The organism is Bradyrhizobium sp. Kon69 (assembly GCF_055807515.1).
Genome location: NZ_JBVVOS010000029.1, coordinates 19054 through 44513, shown reverse-complemented (window position 1 = coordinate 44513; position 25460 = coordinate 19054). Strand labels below are relative to the sequence as shown.

Genomic DNA, 25460 nt, shown 5'->3' with positions numbered 1-25460 from the left:
AGTGGCATTCGTAGTGACCGCGGCGTACCTTCCAATCGCGTTTCACCTTGATGCAACGTACAAACCATCAGGTGATGCCGACGTGCTACACAGACCTTTCACCAAGATTGGCCCCAACGCTTATTTATCTTACCATAAGATTGCGGGAGCAAAAGGAGACATCCCGAACGACCTACGCCGCGCGACGCTGGCATTGACTGAGAATGGTCTGGCGCTCGGGCCGCCGCACATCCCAGAAGCCGAAGTCTCTGCATTGGGCGGCGGCCGATATATTTTCCTTCAGACAGGCAACGATCCGCCGGTCCTTGTATTCTCAGCATCCGACAACTCCGACCCGAACACGAATGGGAGCGTCTATCGGGTGACTGATCCAGGCGCACGTGACCCGTACGAAGCGCAACGCCGGCGCTAGCCACGTACCGGCTGCATCCACCACGCCTCCCCATCACAAATCTCATCGCGCCGAGCGCCGCGACCCCGGTGCAAGGCGCCAGAAATCGAAAAGCATCCCAGGACTCGCAGCCTCCGCCGAGGTTCCGTCGGAAGCTACCCGCAACGGCGTTATAGTTGAGTAATGGCATCGTAATGGATATTGCTCTTGGACGGACCGGATCACATTGGCGGGGCTTCCTATCGAGCAAATCCTTGAGTGCTCTCATATGCGGCAATCGTGGTCCTTCAATCCATTGAGTGACACACGCCGATGGCGCGGATATCCCTAACCAGATTAGCGGACGCTTGCGGCGCGCTTGTCCCAAGCGATGGCTGCGCTTATTTGTTTAGGGCAATGACTGATCCCATGCGTTACTTTCCCTTGCTATGTCTTCTTCTGTCCGCCTGCTCGGTCTGGACAGACAGTTCAGTTGCGCCTCCTGCGGCTCCTCCGGAAAATCCATTGACGGACCATGCGCTGCGGATAGGAGTAACACAAGCAGCCAATAGTGCGCATTTTACAGGTCCGCTCGAAGTGTCCACTGTGCGCAAGACTGATCACGGCCCAGGATCATCCATGGTCTGTATTAGAGAGGTGGCTTCATCCTCTGGTAAGCAGCAATCGCCATACGCCGTCTTCTTCGACGGCGATAAATACAAAGGGTCGAGACTCCCGGTCATAGTAGAGGAGTGCGAACGGCAGACGTATGTACCTGTTCAAAGGCTCAACGACCAGTCTTCTAATCCTGAGCCCTGCGTAGCAGGCTGTCTACCGGGAAAGACATTCTAGTTAACGGGTGAGCTTGGTTGGATTAGGAATGTCGCAAAATGCTTCTCTGCAGTTGCTGACATGAGGGGTCCTAGGATAGATACTCAGCTCACGAAGTCTCGAAAGGGACGAGCGCTACTCGATACGATTTACGACAAGCAAATATGGCCGCGATGTCTGCGCTCCTGGTGGGTCACGGGCTTAGGCCGGTACTTGACTCGCGCGCGATAGGGTAACTGCACTGTTAGGAGCTGACGTTTAATCCATTCTGGCTGACCGCGTGCTCATGGGATTTGCTCGAAAACGTTGGGACAATTGCTGATGGGCTTCAATCATCCGCACAAGCTAAAGAACTGACAGCTGGCGGCTAAAGAGAGTTTTGGTGGTGGAGACTCATTTGGTACTTAGTACCAATGCTGAGGGCCACAATGCTGTGGCTGTGAACGATCTTCTCTCGGCTGCCGAAGAATATTTGGCAAAGAATGACGTGCGGTTGGGTTGCCTTCGGCTTTTCGAAGTCAAAGAAATCGGTTGATGCACCATGAACGAAGTGTGCGCCACTCTGCGGGGGTGATTGACTAGTTTGCACGTGTGCGGCCGCAGATGACCTTTCGCGCTGCGGAATCGTTGATCCAGCCTGCACATCGGAACGTTATCAGGGACCAGGCGACCATTATTACCCAAACTAACCACGTCGTTACCGCCCCGATCCGCCGCTCCCAGCTAACGTGGATGTGAGGCGCGGCGAGCGTCGCGATCTGGGCAGCGGCGCCGCGAAGCGGGTTCCTCATTTCGATGATTGGCTGATGGTTACCTAGTAAGCGCTGTTCAGCGCTCTACCAGATGGCGGAGTGTTCTGTGAGTCTGCGGTCTCTTCGGACCGTTAGCTTAGAATGGACAAATGCATAACGCTGTTACCGAGCCGGTGCGGCGGGTTGAGGTCTTCACCGAGACCCGCCGTCAGCGAAATTGAAGCGACGAGATAAGGAGATAAGGCGCGCATCTTCGCGGAGATCGTCGCGAACGGCGACTTGGTGTGTTCCGAGGTATGGATTGTCGCTGCAGCATTTGGTTGGCTAGCGCCGCCCTTGCGAGAAGCAGCAAGCCATCATTCCGAAGCGGACAAAGTCCGGCATTTTTCTAAGAACCTAGTGAGGAAACGCCTCAAGGACATCGCCGAATCGGAATAGCCAGCCGTACTCGAAACCCTGCTGACTATCGACGAACACTGCCTTATCCTTTATCCTGCCGAGGATGGTATTCAAGCACCACTGCCTGTTGCTCATGTTCTTGCTAATGATCTGAAAGTCGACGGACCGCTCCTCCATTTCCTGCAATCGCTTCTTCAGATCATCCATCGACTGGCATTTCGCAAAATCAGCTTCCAGCCAGATCAATCCCGGTGCGCGATAGAACGGCGCCCAGTAATCGAACGCGACCGTCACAGGCTTGGTCGTAACGTTCTGTTCGACGTACTGGCTCATTGGGTAAGCGGTCTCACCCCAGCCAGGCCACGTCCACCAGATGTAGCGATTCATGTCTAGCGCAGCGGCATTGTCCAGCGCCCGGTCCCGCACCACGTTCTTGTATCGCAAATATGACGGCGCTGCCGACAGTGCGACCAGCACCATCAGAGCGGCGACAGTTGTCTGTACCGCAGCGGTGGTCGCGGTGCTGATGTTCTCGAACCATACCAACATTGGATAGACGCCGAAAATCGTCAGTAGCAGGCTTACCAAAACGAGGTATTTCGGCTCGAACGGCAGGTCCGCGAAGCTAAACGCGCTCAGCATCGCGACCGGGAAGAACAAAACCAGGATTAGCGGTATCATGTGAAGATCAAGCACGGACCGATTTCTTCGCGCCAAAAACAGGAACAATGGCGCGGCGGCGACGATCATCACCAGGGTGATCTCTGGCAAAGTATAGAAAATGACTCGCGCCATGCTCCAGAATTCCTTGAGATGCTGAAGCATGGCGCTGTGATCCATCGTCGTGATGGCGCTGTAGGCAATCGGCCTGGCCACGTAGATCGATTGCGCGCGAAGCGCTTCAACATCGATGTCGTTGCCGACGATTGTCGGATCAAACAGAACATTCTGCTGGAACAATATTGCCGACACGCCAAGTGCCACGACAGTCAGCGAAATGATTAAAAAGAATATCGTGGCGACTTGCGCCGGCATCTTGGACGGCACTAGCGCCGGCCATCGCTTACGGATTGCCGGCAGCCCCAGGTAAATCAGCAACAGGGCCACGAACGGCAGCAGCGCGATGGACGGCTTGATATTGACGAAATATAGCGGCACGCTGGCGAAGATTGAGCGCATCTGGAGCGGATTGAGCCAGATCTTTGGCACCAGCAACACGCACGTTCCTAAAACGGTCAGGCCGAAGATCACCAAAAATCGTCCCGCCGCGGCCGCCGCCTCGCGCGGCGCCGGCACCAAGAGCGGTATCAACATCAGCTCGAGCCAGCAAATCAGGATCGTGATCGAGAGCGAGGTGTCTTTCTCCAGATAGGCGAGGCCGCAAAATATCGCGATCACGGCCACGCCATTGCGCCCAAATGCGCGATATCCGACGTAGTGAAGGATGGCGATGGCGGCAAATAACGTAGACAGAATGTCGTATTTGAGAACCTTTGCGATGCCCTTGAGCATCGGAAAGTTCATGACGACGAGCAGCGTGAACAGAAAAGCGTTTGAGCTCCAGGTGGACGCGCCGGCCAACCTCACGACGAGCGAGGCCAGATAAGCCATCAAGACCAGTGCAACGACGACCTGGAAAAACGCAAACGGCAAGATTGGCGTGTAGTGAATGTCCCAGACGATCAGATCGTTGAGCTGATACAAACGGCTCAGGATCGAGTTCAGCCACTCTCCTGGGTAGGCAATCAGAAGATTGGAGATAAGAGATCCATCGCTCAACTGAATGGATCTCACGTCGGCGAGAAATGCACCGAGCCGCTTCAAAGTCGAGGTCTGATCTGCAGTTGAGTATTGGGAGAGGCCCCAAAAATAGGTGGCAATCGACACCAGCGTCGCGGCGAGGAGCCCGACCGTGGCAAGTATTCGCAAAACATCGTTCGATTTTGTTTTAGGCGACACTGAATTTGTTGATGACAATGATGCTAAACCTTAGAGGTGCCGAAAATTCCTGACGCGCAAACTACCGCATGCGCGGCCGCCGGTTAGTTTCCGCCGGAACGCTAAAGTCGGGATGTGTATCGGGAGCGGATCTCCTTCCAGAACTCCACGTACTTTTCTGCCATGCGAGTCCACGACAACGATTGGACCTGCTGCAGCCCCCATTGCCGCAGCTCGGCGTAGCGCTCGCGGTCATTTAGAAGCAACGAGATACGATCGGCGAGTTCCGAGGGCGAGTCAGGATCGACTAACGATAGTTCGTGGGTAAAGAATTCCGTCGAATCAAGCGTACGACCGGTAATTGCCGGCGTTCCGCAGGCCATGGCCTCGACCGCACTCAGGCCAAATCCATACCTGGAGGGAAACAAGAACAGATCCAACTCAGAATAGAACTGCCTTATGTTCTCCTCGGGCACGAAGCCGACAAATTCATATCGATCCGGCGGAATGTTCTTGCGCGCAAGATCCTTCATCTCCTCCAGTTCATTGCCGCCGCTTGCGATTGCGAGGAACGCATCCGGATTCTGCCTGGCAATGTCGCCAAAGGCGAGGATCGCGGCATCGAGACCCTTCGCCCGCTTGGCTTCGCCCAAAAACCCGATGCGGAATTTGCGCTTAGGAATCGCGGCATCACACCAGAATCTACTGTGGTCGATGCCAAGCGGGATAACGCCGATACGATCCGCCGGCACGCCGAACATGTCGACCACCTGTTTGGCCGTCGATGGAAACGGCACGATCAGTCCGTCGCTATGCCGGCACGCGAATTCGATGCAGCGGCGCTTGATCGAGTATTTCAGGAAATTGTCGTACCCCCGCGCCAGAAAGGGAATGAGATCGTAAACCCCGGTGACGACCGGGCGCTTGCGCGCCAGAATTGTGAAGATCGACGACACCGAATAGACGCCGAACCAGACGTCGTGCTGGACGCCGCGCAAATCCCACAGGAAATTCGGCGCCTGCTTAAGCACCGCGGCTTCGGTGAGGAGCATGCCGCGATCGTGGAAGACGTAAGGCTGCTCAATGGCATCAAGGCCTGTGACCAACTCCGCAATCACCCGTTCTAGGCCGCGTCCGGTGTCGCGTCCCATAGACAACGGAAATGCGCTGATGCCGACCTGGTTCAACGAAGCCGATAACGGCGACACGTCGCGGGTGATTGATTGTGTGCCGGGTGCAATCATAAGGCGTCCGTCGACGCACGCCCGGAACGCACTTCGCTCAGCTTGCTCGGGGCATTCGTCACCTTCATAATCGCGCCGTTCTTGACGATCTCGCGAACCGAATAATAGCGCTCGGCGGATATCGCATAGTAGATCTTGATCAGGATGTCGGTCAGGATTCCCAGCGACACGAACAGCAGCCCCGCGATGAAGCTGAAGACAGTCAGCAGCGGCTCCAGCGTGCTCGACAACTTCCTGTCGGTGACGAACAGCCAGACCGTGCGCAAGCCGAAAATCGCCGCGATGAGGAAGAACAGAACCCCGATGCCGCCGAGCAGATGGATCGGCCTGACCGAATAGCTGCGCCAGAACCAGAGCAGCACGATATCGGCGAGGCCCTTGATGGTCCGGACCGCGTTATATTTCGACGTCCCGCTCCGGCGCGGCCTGTGATTGACGGGCAACTCTCCGACGGAGAACCCCCGCATTTCAAGTAGCGCCGGGATGAACCGGTGCATTTCACCGTACAGATGGACGTTGTCGAAGCACTCACGCCGGTAGACCTTCAACGAACAACCGCTGTCGTGAATAGTGTCGTTGAGGAACACCTTGCGCAGCAGGTTTGCGCCGCGCGAGACGAAGCGCTTGCCAAACGTATCTTGCCGTTGGACGCGCCAGCCCGAGACAACGTCCAGATTGTTGGCCTCCAGATGCGCAATCAAACTGGGAATGTCGGCGGGGTCGTTCTGCCCGTCGCCATCCATGGTGATCACGTATTCGTACTGGGCGGCGTGGCAGCCAGCGTCGAAGGCGGCGGTCTGCCCAAAATTACGCCGAAAGCGGAAAACCGTGACGTTCGCCATCGATCCCGCAACGCGCGCGCTGTTGTCGGTCGAGCCGTCGTCGACCACAATGATCTCGCGCACCCAGCCGCGCGCATCGCAGACGCCGTTGATCTCATCGATGAGCGCAGCGAGGTTGTTCTCCTCATTCAAGACCGCGATGACGACGCTCAACCGTGGCTCGATGGACACCTCAACATTGCTCGTCATCTTTGTCCCTCAGAACGGTAGTCGAGATCGAAAGCATCTGGTTGGCGAACCAGGATACCTGGCAGATCCATTTTCGCTTTTTGCAAAAGAATGAAAGCCGAGGCATCGCGGTGACCGAAGGCCGTCTGCGCCTCCCGGGCTGTCAAGAACATTTCCCCTTGCGGGGACGCCCCCAAGGGACTTGGCCTATCCTAATCTGACCACAGAGGGAAGTACCGCGCGGGGGCTCCGAATAGCGACTCAGCCGTCCGTGGCCGGAACGCATCACCTAGTGGCCCTAGGCTCGCGTCTCAGGCAAATTTGCCTAGTTTTAGCCTGCCGCCCATCGTCCTGAAGGCGCCTATAGCCAGGGCTATTTTGATTTGCTAGAGGATCGCTCGTATTACTGCGGTTTCCGTTTGGGGCTGGTTCAGGTCAGGCTGCAATAAGCCCTGTTGGTGCGAGAATACACGGGTTATTGCGAAATCGGCGGCAATCGCTCCAGCAACCCATCAGGGGCCGCGAAGGATCCGGGCTAGTACTGGTCTGATGACGGAAGCGCTTAGCAATTGGCTTCAGCATTTTGGTAGTTTGACGCCGGTTTCCGCGGCGGCACTTTGCCTGGTATTTCTATTGACCGCCTTCATAGTCTTTCCTCGCACCGTGCTGATCATTGTGGCGGGCGTGGCGTTCGGGATGGCAGCTGCTCCAATCATTCTGCTGAGCGGGACCGTCGGCGGGATCCTTGCGTTCTGTTCGTCGCGATACATCGCTGCAAACTGGTTCCGTCGAAAGCTGGAGACGAGGCCGACGCTCAAGGTTGTCGCGCAGGCCGTGGACGAAGAGGGCTGGCGCATCATCGCTCTTTCGCGCCTCGGGGCACCCGTTCCCAGCGCATTGCAGAATTATCTGTTCGGACTGACAAAGATCGACATCGTCAGTTATTCGATCGCGACCTTTGTCTTCAGCGCCCCGCAGGTATTCCTGTTTTCCTTTCTTGGCGCGACCGGCAGGGCCTCCCTGCTCAATGATGGGTCCTCAGGCGTACCGCTTGGGTTTCCGCTGGTGGCGCTGTTGCTTACCGCCACGATCATCGCCCTCATTACGCGGCGCGTAAGAACGCTGCTGGTGCGGCTCGAACGCTGATCGGATTGAAGCTCGATGCGCGCCCTCAAGCCGCGGCGGAACATCTCAAAGGCCCGGATCATTGATGCGAAGGTTGTTATCGATCCTGAAATTCGTGATCATCCCGGTCGCCATAGGGCTCGTCGTCTGGCTCAGCGATGTCAGGGAAATTTATGCGGTTGTGGCTCGCTCGGGCTTTGCCTGCGACGCAGCGGCCTTCGTGCTATCCATGCTTGCCGTCGGCTTGAATGCGGTCAAATGGCAGCTTGTTATCCCTGCGCTGAGGGTGGTGGACCTTTTCAAGGCCGCCTTTATCGGTCAGTTCTACAGCTTTTTCTTTCTCGGACAGGCTAGCGGAGAAGCCGCCAAGATTTACCTGATTTCCCGCGGTTCGGGTAACGTCAGCGGTGCGGCGGTCTCGGTCCTCACCGATCGGCTGACATCCTTCATCGGGATGCTGTCTGTCTCGGTGATCGGCTTTGGGATGTCCTCCAGTCACTACCCACCGAGACTTCAGCACATTGCGCTGGCGAGCCTGGTCTTGCTGATCGGGACCTTGATTGCGCTGCGTCACGACGCTGTCTTCCGTTGGGCCGAACGCGTTGTGACGTGGACCGAAGGTTCGACGAACGGCTATTCGGTCGCACTCGCCAGGGAATTGCGGAACGCTATTCGGCAATGGCATGTGGCGGTCAGTCAGTGGTGGCGGGTGGTGATGGGCGTATCGATCGGGGCGCTGGTGCACATCGTCAACGTTCTGACATTCATTGTTCTGGCGGTCGGTATCGGCATCAAAATCGACTTCGCCGATTGGTGCTGGATCGCCGGACTGGTAAGCATTGCGGGGCTCATTCCGATCACAATCGGCCAAGTAACTGCGGGAGGTGCGCTGGTGGCACTGCTTCGTCTGCAAGATGTTTCAATGGTCGATGCACTGGCGCTTGCGACCCTTGTCGTGGCCGTCACTTGCCTGCTTGCGGTCATCGGAAGTATTCTCGAATGGCATCGCTTACACGCTCGGGACGCGGTGCCTGCGCCATCTGCCACGGACGGAATATCGAATCCATCATGATCTCGCGCCTAAGACCGACTGTCGACCTTCCAGCTGCGACGATTTGACGATGCAGGCACGCGACCAAACATCGCATCCGGCCGTCGATATTGTCGGAGAGGCCAACAATCGTCTCGCCCGCTGGATGCTGCTGGCTTGTCTGCTGTTTGCAATTGGCCAGCTCGTATTCAATGCCCTTACGCTCGACACCTGGATGGACGAGGGCAAGTACCTGATGAAGGGCTACTGGTACCTTACCGGTCAGATCGCACCCTATTCTGCGCTGGATCCGACTTGGTACATGCCGCTGCCATTCTACTCCGTCGGTTCGATGGAGCGCTTGTTCGGCACCGGTTATCTTCCCGGCCGCGCTCTGATGCTCCTGTTCGCAATCGGATGCTTGGTGCTAGTTTACCTGGCCGGCGCGCGGATCGGCCGTACTCGCCTTGCCGGTGTTGGCGCGGCCATCCTCGTCGTGGGGTATCCCGTAACCATGACCTATTTTGCTACCGCTACGCCCTATGCGATGGTGAGTTGTCTGTCGCTGGCGATGATCCATATTCTGCTCGCTGCAAACGCACGACGGATCGCCTATGCGGTTGCCGGCGTTATTCTTTGGGCGTTGTTGTTCGCTCGGCCCGACATGCTGCCGTTTGCCATGATCCCGACCGGCTGGAGCCTCCTGATCGAACCCAGGCGCAAGCTGCAGTGCTTCACGATCGGCTTTCTGACGTTCCTCGCCGCATCCATGGCAACACTCTGGATATTCGGAAGTGGTTTGGTGGATGTGGTTCTGGACACGCCGGGGTTGGCGCAGATTGCAATGGCGCTGGGGGTGCCGGCGGCCCCAACCTCCAACCTCCTGCCGCTTACGGTGTCACCGCTGGACCCCGTGGTTCGGCTCCGTGAAATCCCTGTCTATTTCAACTCATATTTTTTTCGGCCGTATTTTGCTGTGTCCGTGATCACGCTGGCGATGATCGGGATGCGGATTTATTCAGCCAGGCGCTCGAGTGAGGACCGTCGCCTGAAACCGATCGACCTGATCCTCGCTTATTTTTGGATCACCGCCATCCTGCATTACATGCTGTCGCTGTCTTACTGCGTCGACTGCATTATTCCCTACACGAACTACTTTCTGCCAGTTGGCGCGCTCGCCGCGGCGGCCTTGATTGGGGAGATATCCAGGCTTGGGCGCAATCGCCACCTAGTCTATGTCGCGCTCGGCGGCCTCTGCATCGCAGCCGCAGTGATGCAGGTCTTTCCTTCCTTCCCCACTCTGTTGCGCCCGCAAACTGAAAAACTGCGGACAGCGGCGACGGAGATTTCGCGCCAGTTGCGGCCGTGCCTCCCTCCAACAGGCCGCGTTTTCGTCCTGAGCGATCGGGTCGAGGTCGCACAAGCGGTTTGGCTGGCCGGCGGCGTGATCGAGCCACGATCCTTGTACCTGCCCACGGTCTTACGCGAGCCCAAGACCGGATTGACGAACGACCAGCGCGACAGGGTCAACGCGGTGATCTGGGAAGCCGGCTTCTGGAGCGAGGCCAGCATGCGGCTAGCGCTGGCCCGGGACTACCAGACGCTGCTGATCGAGCGCCGCAAGAACTATGGCGACACGCTTGTCGGGACAGTGCGCGACGGCATTCCGTTCGGCGACGTGGTGGCTAAGCATTTCGCGCTCACGGCCAGCTTCGCGGTCGGAGAGCGGACGTTCGAGGTCTACCGTAAGCACGAGTAAGTCGAGTCTGTCGACGAGCAGAGATCCGGTCGCTTTCCTAAATAGCCTGCTCGGCAAAAGCATCAGACCGCGACCGCGACCATCACTGCAGCCCATTTACGGCAACTCGCGGGCGCATTGATGTCCGGGAAACCGGTCAGCGCCAGCAGCTTGAATCCGCTGATCCGAAGCATCAGTTCGAGCTCCAGCGGAAAAAAATACCGAACCTGATGGGTCTCTTCTGCTTGTTCAAGGACCGTGTCATCTTGCGAGCGCGTGACCTTGACCGTGATTTCGCAGCGCTGGCTGTCAGGCAGATGCAGGCCTGAAGACGACCTGACGACGACCGCGTCGCCAGTCTCGAACCTTCGGGTGTTCTCACCCGGCGGATCCACGACCACGGCTGGCCCGTACCAGAAATCTGCGATCAGCAATCCGTCCTGCCGCAGATTTTTCCGCGCCGCGCCGAGCGCGCCCAGCGCATCGTCATTGCTGGTCATATAACCGATGACGTTGAAATTCATCAGGGCCGCATCGAACGGTGATTTGCCCGAGAAATTCCTGATATCGCCGGAAAAAAATTTCGGATTGGCGCCAAGTTTCATGTGCGATGCGCGATCGCGCGCGCGCGCCACCATCGGTTCGGATTGATCGACGCCGGTGACGTCGAAACCATGGCCTGCGAAGATCACGGCATGCTTGCCGGTTCCGCAGCCAAGATCGAGCAATTTTCTGATCTCGCCGTGCCTGAATTTCGCGATTAAGTTCTCCACCGCCTCGCATTCGGCGGCGTAGTTCTTTTCGGCGTAGACAGTGTCATAGGTCGCCGCATACGAGTCGTTGAAGACGCCTGTCACGAAAGAACCTCACGAACCGCGGCACTGACGCGATCGATCTGCGCCTCGGTCAAGCCAAGTCCAGAGGGAACATACAGGCCGCGGCGCGCCAGCCGCTCCGTCACCGGATAGCTGCTGCTTCCGGCAAAAAGGCCTCGTTCGCGCAGGACCGGTTGCTCGTGCATCCCGAGGAAAAGCGGCCGCGTGTCGATCCCCTTTGCACGCAGGCGCTTCGCGAACTCGACGGCGTCAAAGCCAACGTCATCGGCGAGGATCAGGCAATACATCCAGTAGACGTTCTTTGCCCATTCCCGCTCGATCGGCAACTTGATCTGCGCCAGATCGGACAGCCGTTCATAATACGCGACGGCCATCTTTCGCTTGCGCCGGATATGATCTTCGACGCGGTCGACCTGAGCCACGCCGATCGCAGCCTGCAGATTGGTCAGGCGATAATTGTGACCGATTTCGGTGTGATAGAACCGTCGCTCCGGGCGGAAGCAAAGGTTGCGCAGGGAGCGCAGCCGGCCGGCATAGTGGTCGCTGCTGGTAACGACCATCCCGCCTTCGCCTGTGGTCACGATCTTATTGGCGTAGAAGCTGTAGCAGGCCATGTCGCCGAAACTGCCGACACGACGGCCCTCGACTTCCGCACCGTGAGCCTCGGCGGCGTCCTCGATGATGCGCAGATCGTGCTTGGCGGCAAGCTTCATGACGCGACGCATGTCGACGGGATGCCCGAACATGTGCACCGGCATGATCGCGCGCGTCCGCGGCGTGATCGCGGCTTCAACCTGATCGAGATCCATGCACCAGGTTTCGGGATCGCAATCCACCAGCACCGGCACGCAATCGGCTTCCAGGATCGCGATAGCGCAGGAGATGATGGTGTAGGAGGGCATGACGACCTCGGAGCCGGGCTCGAGACTCAATGCCTTCATGGCGACCTGAAGGGCTGTGGTGCCATTGCTGACCGCCACACCGTGCGCGGCGCCACAAAACTGCGAAAATTTCCGCTCGAACTCCTGGATGAAACGCCCTTCCGAGGAAACCCATCCGGTTTCGATGCACTCGTTGACGAGGGGAGCCGTGTTGTCTCCGATCAGGGGCTCGGAGACTGGAATGAACGGGGCCGCTTCCATTACGACCTCGGTGCGATCAGGGGGATGTCGAGACGAAAGGTGTCCTTCTCGTATTCCTCGCCGCCGCGCGGGCCGCGCGTCAGCACCAGAAAGGTTGTGTCTTCCAGCGCCTCAAAAGCGTGCCGCTCGTGGGGGACGCTGAGGATGAGATCGTTAGGCCCCATGATCGCCTCGACTGGCGCCTGGTCCGGCATTTGCGAAACGGTGCGAAGCTTCCCCGACAGCACGTACAGCCACTGCCACGTCTCCTTGTGATAGTGGTTGGCGCGAACCGCGTCCTTCCGGCTGTGAATGATGGTCGCATACTCGATGGGCTCCCGCTGCAGCACGTCGATGATTTCCCCGCGCGTATCCGCAAAGGAAATCGGAAGCTTTTTTAAATTCATCTCATGACTCCCTGCTGCCGACGGCAAGTTGAGTTGCCTGGCAGGAACTAGTTGGAAAGATGTCAGCCGACGATCCTGGGCGTCGGAATCGGGATGATGAACTTGCCGCCTCGATCTGAAAACTCCTTCAGATTGTTCATGATTTCTTCGGCAAAATTCCAGGCCAGCAGAAGCGCATAATCAGGCTGGTGCTTCAGTAACATATCGTCCGAAACGACTTCAATGCTCATCCCCGGCGTGTAACGGCCGAGCTTCAGCCTCGACTTCTCGGTGACGAAGTCGAGGAAATCGCCGCCCAGTCCGCAATAATTCAGCAGAGTCATTCCCTTTGCCGGCGCACTCACGGCGACGATCTTGCTCCCGCTTTGCTTGAGGCCGGTCAGCATCGCCCGAAGCGCCAGGCGGTTGTTGGCGACGCCCTGCGCGAACTTCCGCAAGGTATCCAGCTCGTAGATTTTCTCGCGTTCTTCGTTGGCCAGCATCTGTTCGACGATCGGAGCGACCGGGCTGGACGAGACGCCGATCCTGCGTACGAACAGGCGGATCGAACCGCCATGGATGTCGCGCAGTTGCACGTCGAATATCTCCATGCCGAACTGCTTGAAGAACCGCACCAGCGGCTTCACCGACAGATAGGACAGGTGCTCGTGATAGATGGTGTCGTACTCGAGGCTGTGCAGAAGTTCGAGGAAATAAGGAGCCTCGATGATGAAGGTGCCGCGCTCGGCGAGCAGGATAGAGACGGCCTGCATCAAATCATGCAGATCGCCGACATGAGCGAAGACATTGGTTCCGGTAATGACCGAGGCCTGCCCCTTGCTGGCAACGACCTCCTTGGCGCTTTCGCTGTTGAAGAACGCGGCGACAGTCTCGATGCCGTTCTTGTTGGCGATCTCCGCGATGTTGGCGGCCGGGTCGACGCCGAGCACCTTAGTGCCCTCCCCCTTGAACATCTGCAGGAGCACGCCGACGTTGCTGCCGATATCGACGACCAGATCATCCTTGGTTAGCCCGAGCAGGCGCGTCGTGGTGCGAGCAAACTCCCCCCAATGCCGGCGGCCGGCCGAGGTGGTTGAGGATTCATAGGGATAGTCGTCGCAGTAGAGAATCTCGGGCGGCACGACATAGTTGAGCTGGATCAGCCCGCAGTCTTCGCAGACCGCGACCTGCAGTGGGTACGCATCCCGGTGCTCGCTCAGCTGGTGTTTGTGCAGGAACTGGTCGGCCGGCGGCATCTCTCCCAAGTCGAGAAAGAGCGCGAGACGCTCGCTCGCGCACATGCGGCAATTCTTTACAAACATAGGTCGGCCCATCATTCAGGGGTTGAAGGCAGTCGCCAGTTCCGCGACTCCAGCCGGGGGACTGGGCTCTAAGAACACACTTCCTCCGTAAAATCGAGAGGGTTGGAGGGCCTGGATTGGCCCAAACTCTAGCCTCGCGGATCGCCCAAATAATGCCGTAGGATGCCAATTCCGGTTCAGCTGACCTCCACCGCTCTCAATTGGCGCTGAGAACCGCTTAGTGCGGCCTCCGCATTCGGTTCCGGTCTACTCCCTAGGACAACGATCCGATGGATCAAGTGGCGTATCACTAGAACATTTCAAGAACATAAGATCTAAGACGCGATCTAAATTCTCACCAGTTGGTATTTAAACACCGCAATCAGGCGCTCACGCAATGGTCCTAGTTTGGAGACACGCAACCACCAATATCCTCGCACTAACGCCGGAAACCATGACTGGTGAGAGAAAAGCCAGTTGGGTAAAGGCAGCGTCGGCCCGCCGTTCGAGGTTCGCGGTCGAGCTTCGCGAGATGAACCACTGCCCGTGAGTGGGCCTCAGCATCCGCATTGATGCGCTATTGGATTGCCGGGGAACTATCAACTTTCCGCCGACGAGATCGCGAGTCGTCGATGACGCGATGATCTCAACTCGACTCCGGCAGGCACGCGCTGACGGTTGCCCGGTGAGGATCACTCTCGGCAGATGCGCGCAATGGACGAGCGCGACGTCCTCGCTAACAGCGCCGACTATCGCTGCGGCCACGACGCGGTCCTGAGCGCAGATGGATCGTCTGACGACTGCGGCTATCGGATCTTGAGCCGCGCTTCATCTGCCCGGCTTGCGGCACCTTAACGTTGCAACGCGCCCCTTCTGCTAAGGCACCAGAGCTCCTTGCAAGCCGGTGTCGCTTTGAGGTATCGATCTAGATCGCACGACCGTATTGGAGAAGCGCAATGTCTAATTCCGCTCGAGCGCTCTACGAGCGTGCCCGTGCCGTTATGCCCGGCGGCACCCAGTTGCTATCGAAGCGTCCGGAGATGTTCCTTCCCGGTCAATGGCCGACCTATTTCAAATCGGCCAAGGGCGCCGAGGTCACAGACCTCGACGGCAAGACCTATCTCGACATGAGCTATTGCGGCATTGGCGCCACCATTCTGGGATTCGCCGATCCCGACGTCGACGCCGCCGTGAAGTCGGCAATCGACATGGGCTCGATGTCGACCTTGAATTGCGCCGAGGATATCGAGCTGGCGGAGCTCCTGGTCGAGCTGCATCCCTGGGCCGACATGGTGCGCTTCGGGCGCGCCGGCGGCGAGGCCATGGCGATTGCGGTTCGCATCGCGCGCGCCGCGACCGGCCGCGACATGGTGGCGTTCTGCGGTTATCACGGCTGGCACGACTGGTATCTTAGCGCCAATCTTGGCGAGACGACAGCGCTCGACGGCCATCTGCTGCCGGGCCTCGATACCAAGGGTGTGCCGCGTAGTCTCGCCGGCCTGATGCATCCATTCCATTTCAACAAGCTCGACGAGATCCAGGCGATCGTCGCCGCCCATGGCGAACGGCTAGCCGCTATCGTGATGGAGCCGGTGCGCTCCAGTGAGCCCGAACCGGCCTTCATCAAGGGTATCCGCGCGCTCGCCGACCGCTGCGGCGCTGCACTGATCTTCGACGAGGTGACTTCAGGCTTCCGCATCAATTCCGGCGGTGCGCATCTCGCCTATGACGTCGATCCTGACATGGCCGTGTTTGCCAAGGCCATCGCCAACGGCTTCCCGATGGCCGCGATCATCGGCCGCGCCTCGGTGATGGACGCTGCGCAGGAAACCTTCGTCAGCTCGACGGCATGGACCGAGCGCGTCGGCCCGGTCGCGGCGCTCGCCACCTTGCGCAAGCATCGCGAGCAAAACGTCGCGCGGCATCTGATGCGGATCGGCACGCGCATCCAGAAGGGCTGGACCGAGGCGTCACAGGCCACCGGCCTGCCGCTGCATGTCTTCGGCATCTCGCCGCTCGGCCATTTCGCCTTCGATTTGCCCGACGCGCAGGAGGTGCGCACGCTGTTCACGCAGATGATGCTGGACCGCGGCATCCTCGCCACCGGCTCGTTCTACGCGATGTGGTCGCACACCGACGCCCATATCGACCGTTACCTGGAAACGGTGGGCGAGGTATTCCGCGAGCTGCGCACGGCGGTGGATCAGCAGGCCGTCAGGCAATTGCTGCGCGGCCCCGTCGCTCACTCCGGGTTCAAGCGTCTGACCTGATCAGCTCGTCACCCCGAAGATATCGCGCACCACGTTGCGCGACGTCGGCGAGCGCGCTGCCTTCGGATAAATACCATGCAAGACGCTGTCGGCGGCAAGCGTGCCGCCGTCGATTACGATCGCGCCCGTCGAGACGAAAGAGTTCTGGCCCACTTCGGTCTTGCCGATGACGCGACTGCCGCCATACATCACGATGCCGCGCCCGAACGAGGGATAGTCAGTGTCGAGGTTCGCGCCCACCGTGCAATTGTGGTAGCAGATGAAGTAATCCGAGTAGGTGGCGCGACCGAGCACGGTGCCCACCGGATGCTGGACCGCAAACACGTCGGGAAGTTCGACCTCGTAGAACGCGTCAAGCGCGTGCAGCGCCTTGTTCAAGGCGTAGGCCTTGTCCGCGATGGGGTGGCCGGGCCGTTCGCGAAAGGCCGAATTGGCGAGATAGTAAAGGAAGATCGCGTACTGGTCGGAGTGGCAGTGCGAGAATCGCGCCTCGCCGTTCGCAGAGAATCCCTTCAGCCGCACCCGCGAAAAGCAATGATCGATCCGGCCGAGCGCAAGCTCAACGAATTTCGGGAGATCGCCGAGGTGTGCGCCATCAGGAAACAAGTTCTCGAACTGCTTTCGCACATAGTGGACAAGATCGGTACGGGCCAGCGAAAGCTGCATCGTCCTAATTCCTGCTCGAGAAGCTGGCGCGCACGTCCAGACCGCGCGAGAACAGATGACTGCGCAGCTTGATCGGGCTGTGGTCAGTAAAGAGGAACATCGAGGAGATCGCTACCGCCGACGCTCCGGCCTCGAGCGCGTCGATCGCATGCTGGAGCGAACCGCAGCCGCCTGAGACGATCAGCGGCACGCTCAGGACGCTTGCCGCCTTGTGGATCAGTTCGAGGTCGTAACCGCTCATGGTGCCGTCGCGATCGATCGAGCCGAGGAGCACCTCGCCACAATGCAGGTCCTCGCAGCGCTGCGCCCATTCGAGCGGATCGAGCGCGGCATGCTCGCGGCCGCCGTCGATGAATACGCTGGCGTGATTGGGACTGATCCTCTTGTAGTCGATCGACACCGTCATGCACTGGTCGCCGAAGGTGCGTGCAGCCTCGCGTAGAAATTCCGGGCGCCGCACCGCCTCCGAATTCACCGAGACCTTGTCGGCTCCGGCACGGAGCAGCATGTTGACGTCGTCGAGTGTCTTGACCCCGCCGCCGACCGTGAAGGGCATGAAGATCTCTTCCGACATCCGCTCGATGATGTCGACGACGCGGCCGCGCGAGGCCGCGCTCGGCACGATGTCGAGCACAATCAACTCGTCGACCCCGTAGTCGTTATAGACCTTCGCCGTCGTCACCGGATTGCCAGCAACGCGCTCGTTCTCGAAGAAGCGGACATATTTGACGAGCCTGCCGTCGCGCAGCAGAAATTTCGGGATGAGGCGCTTCTTCAGCATCGCAAAGGCTTCAGGGATTCCAGCGCAGGAAATTGCTCATCAGCTCGATCCCGGTGTCCTGGCTCTTCTCGGGATGGAACTGCGTGGCGGCGATATTGTCCCGCGCGATGACCGCGGTCACCGGTTGGCCGTATTGGGCGAAGCCGACCACGTCGCCCGCATCCCTGCAACGCATCGCGAAGGAGTGCACGAAATAGAACGCCAGATTGCTCTCGCGGATGTTGGCGAGGATCGGATGGTCACGCTCCTTCGCCACCATGTTCCAGCCCATATGCGGGATCTTCAAAGCGGGATCGTTCGGCAACAGCCGCCAGACGTCGGCATCGAACCAGCCGAGCCCACGATGCGCCACGCCGTCGTCGGCATGTTCCTCCGACGTGTTGGCGAGCAGCTGCATCCCGAGGCACACCGCAAGGAAAGGCTTGCCCTTCTCGCGGACCTGGCGCTCCAGCATCTCGTCGATGCCACGGGCGCGGATGTTGCTCATCGCGTCGCCGAACGCGCCGACGCCGGGGAGGATGACGTGGGAAGCATCCGCGATCGCGTCGGCGTCATGGGTCACGACCGGATCGAAGCCGCAATATTCGACGGCGTTCTTCACCGAGCGTACATTGTTGATGCCGTAATCGACGATCGCTACGCCTGACATCGCCTGCTCCCCCGGGCGCGGTCTCCGCGCCTCCCATCAACCTTTGCCTATCCCTTGCCGCCGCCGATCTCGACGCCGGGATGGTTCGGCCACGGCACCTGCGTGTTGTTCCACTTGTCCATGTCCGGCATGCGGCGACCCGGCTCGACCGTATTCGGCGCGAACTGCCACGGGCTGACCTCGTGCTTGATCGCTATCCCCAGGAACTGCTCCTCCGTGAGCTGGAGATAGTCGAGGAACAGATCGAGGCTCGGCGGCCGCTTGCCGTCGAACTCGCGCACCAGCGCTTCCCCCTGCTCGCGGGTCATGCGCTTGTTGCGGATGTCGATATTGGCGAGATGGTTGGTCCGGCCCATGCCGCGCTTGATGTACTTCAGGTAGTCGCGCACGCCCTGGAAGAAGCACTCGATCTTCTCGTAATCGTACTCCGGCGGAATGCCCTCGACCTCCTGGCCTTTCCAGCCGAGCTCGCGCTTGATGATTTCGACGTGCTTCTTGGTGTCCCACTTGATGTAGCTGCCGAGACAGATCGAGCGGCACTTGATCCGCATCAACTCCTTGCGCGGCGGGTAGACGAAGGGATAGAGGTCGCGCTTGGCGACGCGGCCCCCCAAAAACTCGTACATGTCGTCGGCGGTGATGCCGAGATTCATCGCGCGGTTGAAGCGCTTCTCGTCGACCTCTTCCATTTCGTCGTAGGAATAGAACGACTGGTATTCGGCCAGACTCTCGCCCCAGAACAGCAACGGCGTCTCGTAGCGGATCGCGATCTGCATGGTGTGCGCATAGATGCCGGTATGACAGTGCCAGCAGAAGTCGCCACGGCGCTTCAGCGATTCCAGCATCAGCTCACGCACCACATGCCAGTTCGGCGTGAAGTTCAGCACGTCGACGCCAAGCTGCTTGAACACGCTGGTGTTGTTCTCTTCGATCAGCGGACGGTAGAACCAGTGGTCGAAGCGCACCACCAACGGCTTGAGACCGAGCTTCTTGACGACGTACCAGAGCTGGAAGACGCTGTCCTTGCCTCCCGAATAGGGCACGATGCAGTCGTACAGACCCTTGTCACGGTATTGCGCAACCAGTTCCATCATCTGGGCGTGGCGCTCGTCCCAATTGATCTGGGTGTCACGGACCTCGATCTGGGCGCAGACGCTGCACGAACCGGTCTCGTCGAACGATGTTGCCTCTGCCGTTTCCGGCAGTAAGCACTTACTACAGCTCAACATTTCGGAAATTCCTGCAATTGCATGATTTGCTGCTGGCTTACCACGCCGTCCACCCCCCGTCGACCGCAATGCACTGGCCCGTGACGTAGGCTGCCAGGTCGCTCGCAAGGTAGGCCACAGCGCCCTTCATATCGTCCTCGCGTGCCATGCGGGCAAGCGGCGTCCGGGCCACATAGCGGCTCAAAAACGGCTCCGGCGTGGCCCTGAAGACCCCCCCGGGCGCGACCGCATTGACCCGCACTTTTGGCGCCATCGTGGTCGCCAGCCAGCGCGTCATCTGGATCTGCCCCCCCTTGCTCGCGGCATAGGCGGCCGGGTTCCCGAGCGCCGTTCCTTCGTAGAGCCGCCAGTCGGGCCCGGCGAGGCCGTAGATCGAGGAAATATTGATCACACTGCCATGGCCCGATTTGGCGAGGTCCTCCGCCGCGGCCTGGATCAGCACGAAGGGCGCGGTGAGGTTGACCTCGATCGCCCGGCGCCAGGTCGCATCCGATTGCTGTTCGAACGGCACCGCCCAACCCTCGAGCCCGCTGGTGCCGACGAAGGCTGCGCAATTGACGATGATGTCGATGCCCCCGAAGACCTCGCGCACCCGGCGCGGCAGATCCTTTACGGCGTCGCCCTGCTCGAAATCACAATCGAACATCGTAGCCTTGACGGAGTGATCGGCGGCGAGCTTCGCCGCGGCCTCGATGCCCGCGGACGCCGCGATATCGACCAGCGCGATGGCGGCGCCGAGTTCGGCGAGACCTGCCGCGATCGCGCGACCGATGTGGCCGGCGCCGCCGGTGACAACAGCGATGCGGCCGTTAAGCGACATCATCTCGCGGAGCGAGCGTTCGGTGCTCATCCAAATATCCTCTGGAATTCGTCGGACGCACGCTGCAGATCGTCGAGGCGGCCGACATCGATCCAGTACTCGCGCAGCGGAAACACGACCGAAGGCTTGTCCTTCGCGATGGTGCGCTCGATCAGCGTCGGCATGTCGACGGCCTCGTTGGCATCGAGATGATCCAGCACGCCGGGGTCGAGCAGATAGACGCCGGCATTGACGAAGAATTTCTGCGTCGGCTTTTCGCGGATGCCGAGCAGCCGATGGTCGTCGAAATCGATCACGCCGAACGGCACGGTCACCGAATGCTCCCGCACACAGACCGTGGAGAAAGCCTGGTGCTCGCGATGGTATTTCAGCATCTGCTCGAAATTCACCGTCGTCAGCAGATCGCCATTCATCACGAAGAATGGCTGCGTCGGCCGCTCCGGCAGCAGCGACAAGGCTCCGGCAGTGCCGAGCCGCTCGCTTTCCTGGAGATAGTCGATCTCCACGCCCCAGGCCGAACCGTCGCCGAAATAGTCGCGGATCATATCGGCTTTGTAGTTGACCGAGATGAAGAACTTGCCAAAGCCGGCCTTCACGAAACCGCCGAGCACGGTCTCCAGGATCGGCTTGTCGCCGACGCGGATCAGCGGTTTGGGAATGTCGTCCGTGAGTGGTTTCAGCCGCGAACCGAGGCCGCCGGCCATCAGCACGACCCAATGATCGGATTGTTGCGCGAGCGCAAGGTCGTCGATCAGCTTGACCTCGACCACCCGTCCCTCCGCATCGACCAGCGGAAGCTGATGGATGGAATGCTTTCGCATGACATTGAGCGCCGCGGGATTCGAGATGCCGACGGAGGCCGTGACCGGCGAACGGTTCATCACGAGGCTGACGGCAGCATCAAGGCTGACGCCGCCCAGCAGCGCACGCCGTACGTCGCCGTCCGTGACGGTACCGACGATCCTGCCGTCGCGCTCGACGACGGCGAGTTGCAGCGTGCCCTGATCGATCCGCCGCAGCGTCTCGATCAATGGCGTACCTTCACCGACGACGAATGCACCCTTCATGACAAACTCATCCTATTCGTTGCCGGCGAATCCGCCGGCCGCGACATCCTTTCTAACCACCGCGCCCGCGGCAACGACGGCTCCGGCATCCACCTTGATGCTGCCCAGCACCACGGCGCCTGCGCCGATATGAACGCTCTCGCCTACCGACACGCCCCCGCACAGCACCGCCCCCGGAGCAACATGCGCGTGATCGCCCACGATGCAATCGTGCTCGACCACTGCGCGCGTATTGATCAGGGCGTTCCGTCCGATGCGCACCGCGGGCTGGATCACGGCACCGGCCATCACTTGCGCGCCGTCGCCAAATTGTACATCGGAGGCGATTACGGCGGAAGCATGCGCAATCACCGGAAATCTGTAGCCCGGCCCGGCGAACCGCTCAAACAGGGCGCGCCGGTCGGACAATCCGGAATTGCGGCGCGAGGCGCGGTTGCCGAGACCATTGGCGAGCTCGATCTCATCAGCGGACATTTTCAGGACGTCGTCGTCCGATACCGTGATCCGGACGCCGCCAATAACCTCGCCGATGCGCGCGGCGTCGGCCGCGGCTATCGGACGTATGCCGCGGCTCAGCAACGCCTCGATGACGACACGGGCGTGACCGCCGGCGCAAAGCACGATCAGACTCATGGCTCCAGCGCCTCATTGGCCGCGTAGTCGCGCTGGGCGGTCTTGCCGAGATAGCTCCAATATTCGATCGGCGGAATACCGCTGCCCGGGCGCTTGACGCCAAGATTGCCTTCCGTGAAGCGTTCCCCGGCGCGCACCGGCTGGAGCACAACGAGGCTGCGGCGTGCCACCACGCGGTTTGGAATCTCCTCCGGCGCCGGCACCTTGCGACCATCTCCCAGCGCTGTCTCGACGTCGCGGATCGCGGCGATCATTGCCGCCATCTCGTCCGGCTCGATCGAGGCCCGGTGGTCGGGCCCCGGCAAATTGCGATCGAGCGTCAGATGTTTTTCGATCACGGTTGCACCCAGCGCCACCGCAGCCGACGCGATGTGGATACCGCGGCTGTGGTCGGAGAAGCCGACAGGCAGGCCAAACGCACCGCTTAGCATCGCCATCGCGCGCAGATTGATCGATTGCGGATCAGCCGGATATTCGGTCGTACAATGCAGCAGCGTGACCTTTGCGCGCAACTCTGTCCAAGTCGCGCGATCCAGCAGGAGATTTGCGAAATCCGCAGGCGTCGGCCGCGCCGATGCATCGCGGAGATAGCCGAAGGCAACGACGCCGAGCGCCTGCTCCACTTCGGCAAGTGTCCCCATGCCGGTGGACAGAATGATCGGCAGGCGGAAGCGCGCCAGATGCAGCAGCAACGGCGCATTGGTCAGGTCGCCTGAACCGACCTTCAACGTTGAAACCCCGACCTGGCGGACCAGATGGGTGGCGCTGTCTGCGTCGAACGGCGTCGACATGTAGGTGATCCCAGCGGCCGCGCAGGCCGCCGCGATCTGGACCTCGTCGTCAGTGCTGAGCTCGAGCGCACGAAGCATGTCGAGCTGCGACTGTGCCTTCCCGGTCGTCGCCTGCTGGTAGCTCGCCTTCGCGGCCTCGGCTGTCGCGAGCTTGTCGGCGCGGAACGACTGAAACTTGACCACGTCGGCCCCGGCCCGCGCAGCTGCTTCCACCAGCGCCAGCGCGCGCGCGCGGTCGCCGTTGTGGTTGACGCCAGCTTCAGCAATGATCAGGGTTCGGCGGTGCATGGGGTTTCGTCGCGCGGCGCAGCGAAATCGCCCGCCAATCAAGCGGTTGTCTTAGTCGAGCACGCTGGTAAAAGCAACGCAGGCGGGCGGCTCGCGGCGTGTCCAAAGGCCCCGCGGGTGTCCCGCTGGACGACGAATCATGCCGATTCGCAAGGACACAGAAGCCGGATCATCGAGAGCCAATGACGCAAACGCCTGAGATATTGTTCCTGCTGGTCGGCCGCGGTGGATCGAAGGGTCTGCCCGGCAAGAATCTGCGCGAGATCGGCGGCCTCAGCCTGACCGGTTACAAGGCAATCTCTGCGCGGCAGTCCCGCTACTGCTCGCGCCTGATCGTTTCCAGCGACAGCGCCGAGATCAGGACCGAGGCCGAGCGGCATGGTGCCGAGGTGCTGTTCGAGCGGCCGGCCGAGCTTGCGACCGATACCGCCTCCTCCAACGACGTGGTGCTGCACGCGATGGACTGGATCGAGACGCACGAGAAGCGGCGCTACGACGCGATCATGCTGCTGGAACCCTCTTCGCCCTTCGCCACGCCGGCGCATTTTGACGAGGCCGTCGACCTTTTCGCCGCGCGCAAAGCGAGCCTCGTGGTCGGCATGCGCGAGACCGAGGTCTCCTCGATCTTCGTCGGGACGCTCGGCAAGGACGGCTCCATCGGAGGCATCGTCGAGAAAATGCTGACCACGACGGCGCAGCGACGGCAGGATCAGGCCGTCGAAGTCACCATGAACGGCGCACTCTACCTGGTCGGCTGGGACGCGATGCGCAGGCATCGCAAGATCTACGCCGATCCGTCCGCGAGTTACGGCATCATGATGGATCGCATGCATTCCATCGAGATCGAGAGTGCGGCCGACCTCGCCTATGCCTCCTACGTCATCGAGCACGGGATGCTCGATGCTTCGCGGTGGCAGCAGCGAACATGAGCGCACGCCGCCGCATCGCTGTCGTCACGGGCTCGCGCGCCGATTACGGCTTGCTGCGGGGCATACTGACGCGGCTAAAGGCGGCCGACGACGTCGCGCTGAGCATCATCGCCTGCGGGATGCATCTGGTGCCGCGCTTCGGCGAAACCTGGCGGGCGATCGAGGCTGACGGTTTTCAGATCGCCGCGAAAGTCGATCTCGCGCTCGCCGACGACCGCGCCGAGTCTGTAGCGCGCGGCACCGGCATCGGCGTAACCGGATTTGCCGAGGTGCTGCCGAAGCTCGCCCCCGACATCCTTGTTGTGCTGGGCGATCGTTACGAGGTGTTGGCCGCCGCGGTCGCGGCAACTTTGCTCAATATTCCGATCGCTCATATTCATGGCGGCGAGATCACCGCCGGTGCATTCGACGATGCGATCCGGCACGCCATCACGAAAATGGCCTGCTTGCATTTCGTTGCGGCAGAGCCTTATCGCCAGCGCGTGATCCAGATGGGCGAGCAGCCCGATTTTGTTTTCAACGTCGGCGCGCCGGGCCTCGATCTGGCGGACAGCACGCCGACACTGACCCGCGCCGAGCTGTTCGCAAAGCTCGGCATCGGCGGTCCGGAGCGCTTCCTGCTGGTGACGCTGCACCCGACCACCGCGCAGCCCGAGGCGGACGCCGCAAATCTTGCCGCGACCCTTGGCGCGCTCGCCGAGGTCGAGGACCGCAGCATCATCTTCACCGGCGTCAACGCCGATCCTGGATATCGCGCGATCGATGACGCGATCTCGGCTTTTGTCGCGGAGCGACCCGGACGCGCTCACCTTTTCGCCTCACTCGGCAGTGAACGCTACTGGCCTGCACTGCGGCTCGCCGATGCCGTGGTTGGCAATTCCTCCAGCGGTATCCTGGAGGCGCCGGCCGTCGGCGTGCCCTCAATCAACATCGGCGACCGCCAGAAGGGCCGGCTGCGCGCCGCCTCGATCATCGACTGCCCGGCCGATTCGGCTGCCGTTCTCGCAAGTCTCCAACGTGTCCTCGACGGCCGGTTCCAGCCCGATCCGGGCGTTGATCCGCCCTACGGCCGCGGCGGGGCCTCAGAGGCCATTGCCGGAACCCTTCGAAAGATCGAGCTTCGGCGCGCTTTCCCCAAGCATTTCCATGATTTAGCACCTCCACCGAAACCCTCTGGATTGGCCGTATAAGTCCCGTCCATTGTTGCCTGCGCAGCACCCCAGGCTGTATAGATGGGGGCGCGCCGGAGACGAACG

At 60.3% G+C, this 25460-nt stretch carries 23 protein-coding genes; 7 read left to right on the top strand and 16 right to left on the bottom strand.

Features of this window, described 5'->3' with window-relative positions:
- Position 1 precedes the first annotated feature (1 nt).
- Positions 2–412: a hypothetical protein gene (locus AC0L3U_RS31080; RefSeq protein WP_247290246.1), complete on the top strand. Its 411-nt coding sequence runs from the start codon at positions 2–4 to the stop codon at positions 410–412.
- A 1937-nt stretch (positions 413–2349) separates the two neighbouring features.
- Here AC0L3U_RS31080 and AC0L3U_RS31075 read toward each other — a convergent pair.
- From AC0L3U_RS31075 to AC0L3U_RS31060, 4 genes are all read right to left on the bottom strand, one after another.
- Entirely contained in the window at positions 2350–4329 is a 1980-nt protein-coding gene (locus AC0L3U_RS31075) for a hypothetical protein (RefSeq protein WP_473364310.1), read from the bottom strand.
- An 83-nt stretch (positions 4330–4412) separates the two neighbouring features.
- Complete coding sequence (locus tag AC0L3U_RS31070; RefSeq protein WP_247290250.1) at positions 4413–5534, bottom strand: glycosyltransferase family 4 protein; 1122 nt, start codon at positions 5532–5534, stop codon at positions 4413–4415.
- Positions 5531–6565 carry a glycosyltransferase family 2 protein gene (locus AC0L3U_RS31065; RefSeq protein ID WP_473364309.1) on the bottom strand — a complete coding sequence of 345 codons (1035 nt, stop codon included), beginning with the start codon at positions 6563–6565 and terminating at the stop codon, positions 5531–5533. The genes AC0L3U_RS31070 and AC0L3U_RS31065 overlap by 4 nt, the downstream gene beginning before the upstream one ends.
- Positions 6562–6711: a hypothetical protein gene (locus tag AC0L3U_RS31060; protein WP_473364308.1), complete on the bottom strand. Its 150-nt coding sequence runs from the start codon at positions 6709–6711 to the stop codon at positions 6562–6564. Before AC0L3U_RS31060 ends, AC0L3U_RS31065 begins: the two co-directional genes overlap by 4 nt.
- Positions 6712–7093: 382 nt before the next feature.
- On the opposite strand from AC0L3U_RS31060, the gene AC0L3U_RS31055 reads away from it, so the two are divergent.
- From AC0L3U_RS31055 to AC0L3U_RS31045, 3 genes are all read left to right on the top strand, one after another.
- Positions 7094–7690: a TVP38/TMEM64 family protein gene (locus tag AC0L3U_RS31055; RefSeq protein WP_247290255.1), complete on the top strand. Its 597-nt coding sequence runs from the start codon at positions 7094–7096 to the stop codon at positions 7688–7690.
- Between the two features lie 73 nt (positions 7691–7763).
- Positions 7764–8741 carry a lysylphosphatidylglycerol synthase transmembrane domain-containing protein gene (locus AC0L3U_RS31050; protein WP_473364307.1) on the top strand — a complete coding sequence of 326 codons (978 nt, stop codon included), beginning with the start codon at positions 7764–7766 and terminating at the stop codon, positions 8739–8741.
- A gap of 49 nt (positions 8742–8790) precedes the next feature.
- Positions 8791–10458, top strand: a complete 1668-nt coding sequence (locus AC0L3U_RS31045; RefSeq protein ID WP_473364306.1) for an ArnT family glycosyltransferase — start codon at positions 8791–8793, stop codon at positions 10456–10458.
- 62 nt (positions 10459–10520) lie between these two features.
- On the opposite strand, the gene AC0L3U_RS31040 is transcribed toward AC0L3U_RS31045, so the two are convergent.
- The 4 genes from AC0L3U_RS31040 to AC0L3U_RS31025 are packed head-to-tail and all read right to left on the bottom strand — an operon-like array spanning position 10521 to position 14081.
- A complete protein-coding gene (locus AC0L3U_RS31040; RefSeq protein WP_473364305.1) occupies positions 10521–11294 on the bottom strand; it encodes a class I SAM-dependent DNA methyltransferase in 774 nt (257 codons plus the stop codon).
- Positions 11291–12415: a DegT/DnrJ/EryC1/StrS family aminotransferase gene (locus AC0L3U_RS31035; RefSeq protein ID WP_247290259.1), complete on the bottom strand. Its 1125-nt coding sequence runs from the start codon at positions 12413–12415 to the stop codon at positions 11291–11293. The genes AC0L3U_RS31040 and AC0L3U_RS31035 overlap by 4 nt, the downstream gene beginning before the upstream one ends.
- Complete coding sequence (locus tag AC0L3U_RS31030) at positions 12415–12828, bottom strand: cupin domain-containing protein (protein ID WP_473364304.1); 414 nt, start codon at positions 12826–12828, stop codon at positions 12415–12417. Before AC0L3U_RS31030 ends, AC0L3U_RS31035 begins: the two co-directional genes overlap by 1 nt.
- A 35-nt stretch (positions 12829–12863) precedes the next feature.
- Positions 12864–14081 carry a class I SAM-dependent methyltransferase gene (locus tag AC0L3U_RS31025; protein WP_473364303.1) on the bottom strand — a complete coding sequence of 406 codons (1218 nt, stop codon included), beginning with the start codon at positions 14079–14081 and terminating at the stop codon, positions 12864–12866.
- Positions 14082–15037: 956 nt separating this feature from the next.
- On the opposite strand from AC0L3U_RS31025, the gene AC0L3U_RS31020 reads away from it, so the two are divergent.
- Positions 15038–16351: an aminotransferase class III-fold pyridoxal phosphate-dependent enzyme gene (locus AC0L3U_RS31020; RefSeq protein WP_247290265.1), complete on the top strand. Its 1314-nt coding sequence runs from the start codon at positions 15038–15040 to the stop codon at positions 16349–16351.
- On the opposite strand, the gene AC0L3U_RS31015 is transcribed toward AC0L3U_RS31020, so the two are convergent.
- Genes AC0L3U_RS31015 through neuB form a run of 8 tightly spaced genes read right to left on the bottom strand, consistent with a single transcriptional unit; the run spans position 16352 to position 23275 of the window.
- Positions 16352–17017: an LbetaH domain-containing protein gene (locus AC0L3U_RS31015; RefSeq protein ID WP_473364302.1), complete on the bottom strand. Its 666-nt coding sequence runs from the start codon at positions 17015–17017 to the stop codon at positions 16352–16354.
- A 4-nt stretch (positions 17018–17021) separates the two neighbouring features.
- A complete protein-coding gene (locus AC0L3U_RS31010) occupies positions 17022–17798 on the bottom strand; it encodes an imidazole glycerol phosphate synthase cyclase subunit (RefSeq protein ID WP_247290276.1) in 777 nt (258 codons plus the stop codon).
- A 10-nt stretch (positions 17799–17808) separates the two neighbouring features.
- Positions 17809–18447, bottom strand: a complete 639-nt coding sequence (hisH, locus tag AC0L3U_RS31005; RefSeq protein ID WP_247290278.1) for an imidazole glycerol phosphate synthase subunit HisH — start codon at positions 18445–18447, stop codon at positions 17809–17811.
- A 47-nt stretch (positions 18448–18494) separates the two neighbouring features.
- Positions 18495–19676 (bottom strand): N-acetyl sugar amidotransferase, encoded by a 1182-nt coding sequence (locus AC0L3U_RS31000; RefSeq protein WP_473364301.1) that lies wholly within the window; start codon positions 19674–19676, stop codon positions 18495–18497.
- A gap of 37 nt (positions 19677–19713) precedes the next feature.
- Positions 19714–20526 (bottom strand): SDR family oxidoreductase, encoded by an 813-nt coding sequence (locus tag AC0L3U_RS30995; protein ID WP_473364300.1) that lies wholly within the window; start codon positions 20524–20526, stop codon positions 19714–19716.
- Positions 20523–21563, bottom strand: coding sequence for a nucleotidyltransferase family protein (locus tag AC0L3U_RS30990; RefSeq protein WP_247290283.1), 1041 nt, complete (start codon positions 21561–21563; stop codon positions 20523–20525). Before AC0L3U_RS30990 ends, AC0L3U_RS30995 begins: the two co-directional genes overlap by 4 nt.
- Positions 21564–21575: 12 nt before the next feature.
- On the bottom strand, positions 21576–22196 hold the full coding sequence (locus tag AC0L3U_RS30985; RefSeq protein WP_247290285.1) for a NeuD/PglB/VioB family sugar acetyltransferase: 621 nt from the start codon (positions 22194–22196) through the stop codon (positions 21576–21578).
- Positions 22193–23275, bottom strand: a complete 1083-nt coding sequence (gene neuB / locus AC0L3U_RS30980; RefSeq protein ID WP_473364299.1) for an N-acetylneuraminate synthase — start codon at positions 23273–23275, stop codon at positions 22193–22195. The genes AC0L3U_RS30985 and neuB overlap by 4 nt, the downstream gene beginning before the upstream one ends.
- A gap of 182 nt (positions 23276–23457) precedes the next feature.
- Between neuB and AC0L3U_RS30975 the strand changes: the two genes are divergently transcribed.
- Together AC0L3U_RS30975 and neuC are read left to right on the top strand one after the other, a co-directional pair.
- Positions 23458–24204, top strand: a complete 747-nt coding sequence (locus AC0L3U_RS30975) for an acylneuraminate cytidylyltransferase family protein (RefSeq protein ID WP_247290289.1) — start codon at positions 23458–23460, stop codon at positions 24202–24204.
- Positions 24201–25394 carry a UDP-N-acetylglucosamine 2-epimerase gene (neuC, locus tag AC0L3U_RS30970; protein ID WP_473364298.1) on the top strand — a complete coding sequence of 398 codons (1194 nt, stop codon included), beginning with the start codon at positions 24201–24203 and terminating at the stop codon, positions 25392–25394. The genes AC0L3U_RS30975 and neuC overlap by 4 nt, the downstream gene beginning before the upstream one ends.
- Positions 25395–25460: the final 66 nt, after the last annotated feature.

Coding starts and splice junctions, on each gene's coding strand:
- AC0L3U_RS31070 (WP_247290250.1), bottom strand. CDS start 5,534: ATGATTGCACCCGGCACACAATCAATCACCCGCGACGTGTCGCCGTTA.
- AC0L3U_RS31035 (WP_247290259.1), bottom strand. CDS start 12,415: ATGGAAGCGGCCCCGTTCATTCCAGTCTCCGAGCCCCTGATCGGAGAC.
- neuC (WP_473364298.1), top strand. CDS start 24,201: ATGAGCGCACGCCGCCGCATCGCTGTCGTCACGGGCTCGCGCGCCGAT.
- neuB (WP_473364299.1), bottom strand. CDS start 23,275: ATGCACCGCCGAACCCTGATCATTGCTGAAGCTGGCGTCAACCACAAC.
- AC0L3U_RS31020 (WP_247290265.1), top strand. CDS start 15,038: ATGTCTAATTCCGCTCGAGCGCTCTACGAGCGTGCCCGTGCCGTTATG.
- hisH (WP_247290278.1), bottom strand. CDS start 18,447: ATGTCAGGCGTAGCGATCGTCGATTACGGCATCAACAATGTACGCTCG.
- AC0L3U_RS30985 (WP_247290285.1), bottom strand. CDS start 22,196: ATGAGTCTGATCGTGCTTTGCGCCGGCGGTCACGCCCGTGTCGTCATC.
- AC0L3U_RS31025 (WP_473364303.1), bottom strand. CDS start 14,081: ATGTGCGCGAGCGAGCGTCTCGCGCTCTTTCTCGACTTGGGAGAGATG.
- AC0L3U_RS30975 (WP_247290289.1), top strand. CDS start 23,458: ATGACGCAAACGCCTGAGATATTGTTCCTGCTGGTCGGCCGCGGTGGA.
- AC0L3U_RS31015 (WP_473364302.1), bottom strand. CDS start 17,017: ATGCAGCTTTCGCTGGCCCGTACCGATCTTGTCCACTATGTGCGAAAG.
- AC0L3U_RS31065 (WP_473364309.1), bottom strand. CDS start 6,565: ATGACGAGCAATGTTGAGGTGTCCATCGAGCCACGGTTGAGCGTCGTC.
- AC0L3U_RS31000 (WP_473364301.1), bottom strand. CDS start 19,676: ATGTTGAGCTGTAGTAAGTGCTTACTGCCGGAAACGGCAGAGGCAACA.
- AC0L3U_RS31045 (WP_473364306.1), top strand. CDS start 8,791: ATGCAGGCACGCGACCAAACATCGCATCCGGCCGTCGATATTGTCGGA.
- AC0L3U_RS30995 (WP_473364300.1), bottom strand. CDS start 20,526: ATGAGCACCGAACGCTCGCTCCGCGAGATGATGTCGCTTAACGGCCGC.
- AC0L3U_RS31055 (WP_247290255.1), top strand. CDS start 7,094: ATGACGGAAGCGCTTAGCAATTGGCTTCAGCATTTTGGTAGTTTGACG.
- AC0L3U_RS31010 (WP_247290276.1), bottom strand. CDS start 17,798: ATGCTGAAGAAGCGCCTCATCCCGAAATTTCTGCTGCGCGACGGCAGG.
- AC0L3U_RS30990 (WP_247290283.1), bottom strand. CDS start 21,563: ATGAAGGGTGCATTCGTCGTCGGTGAAGGTACGCCATTGATCGAGACG.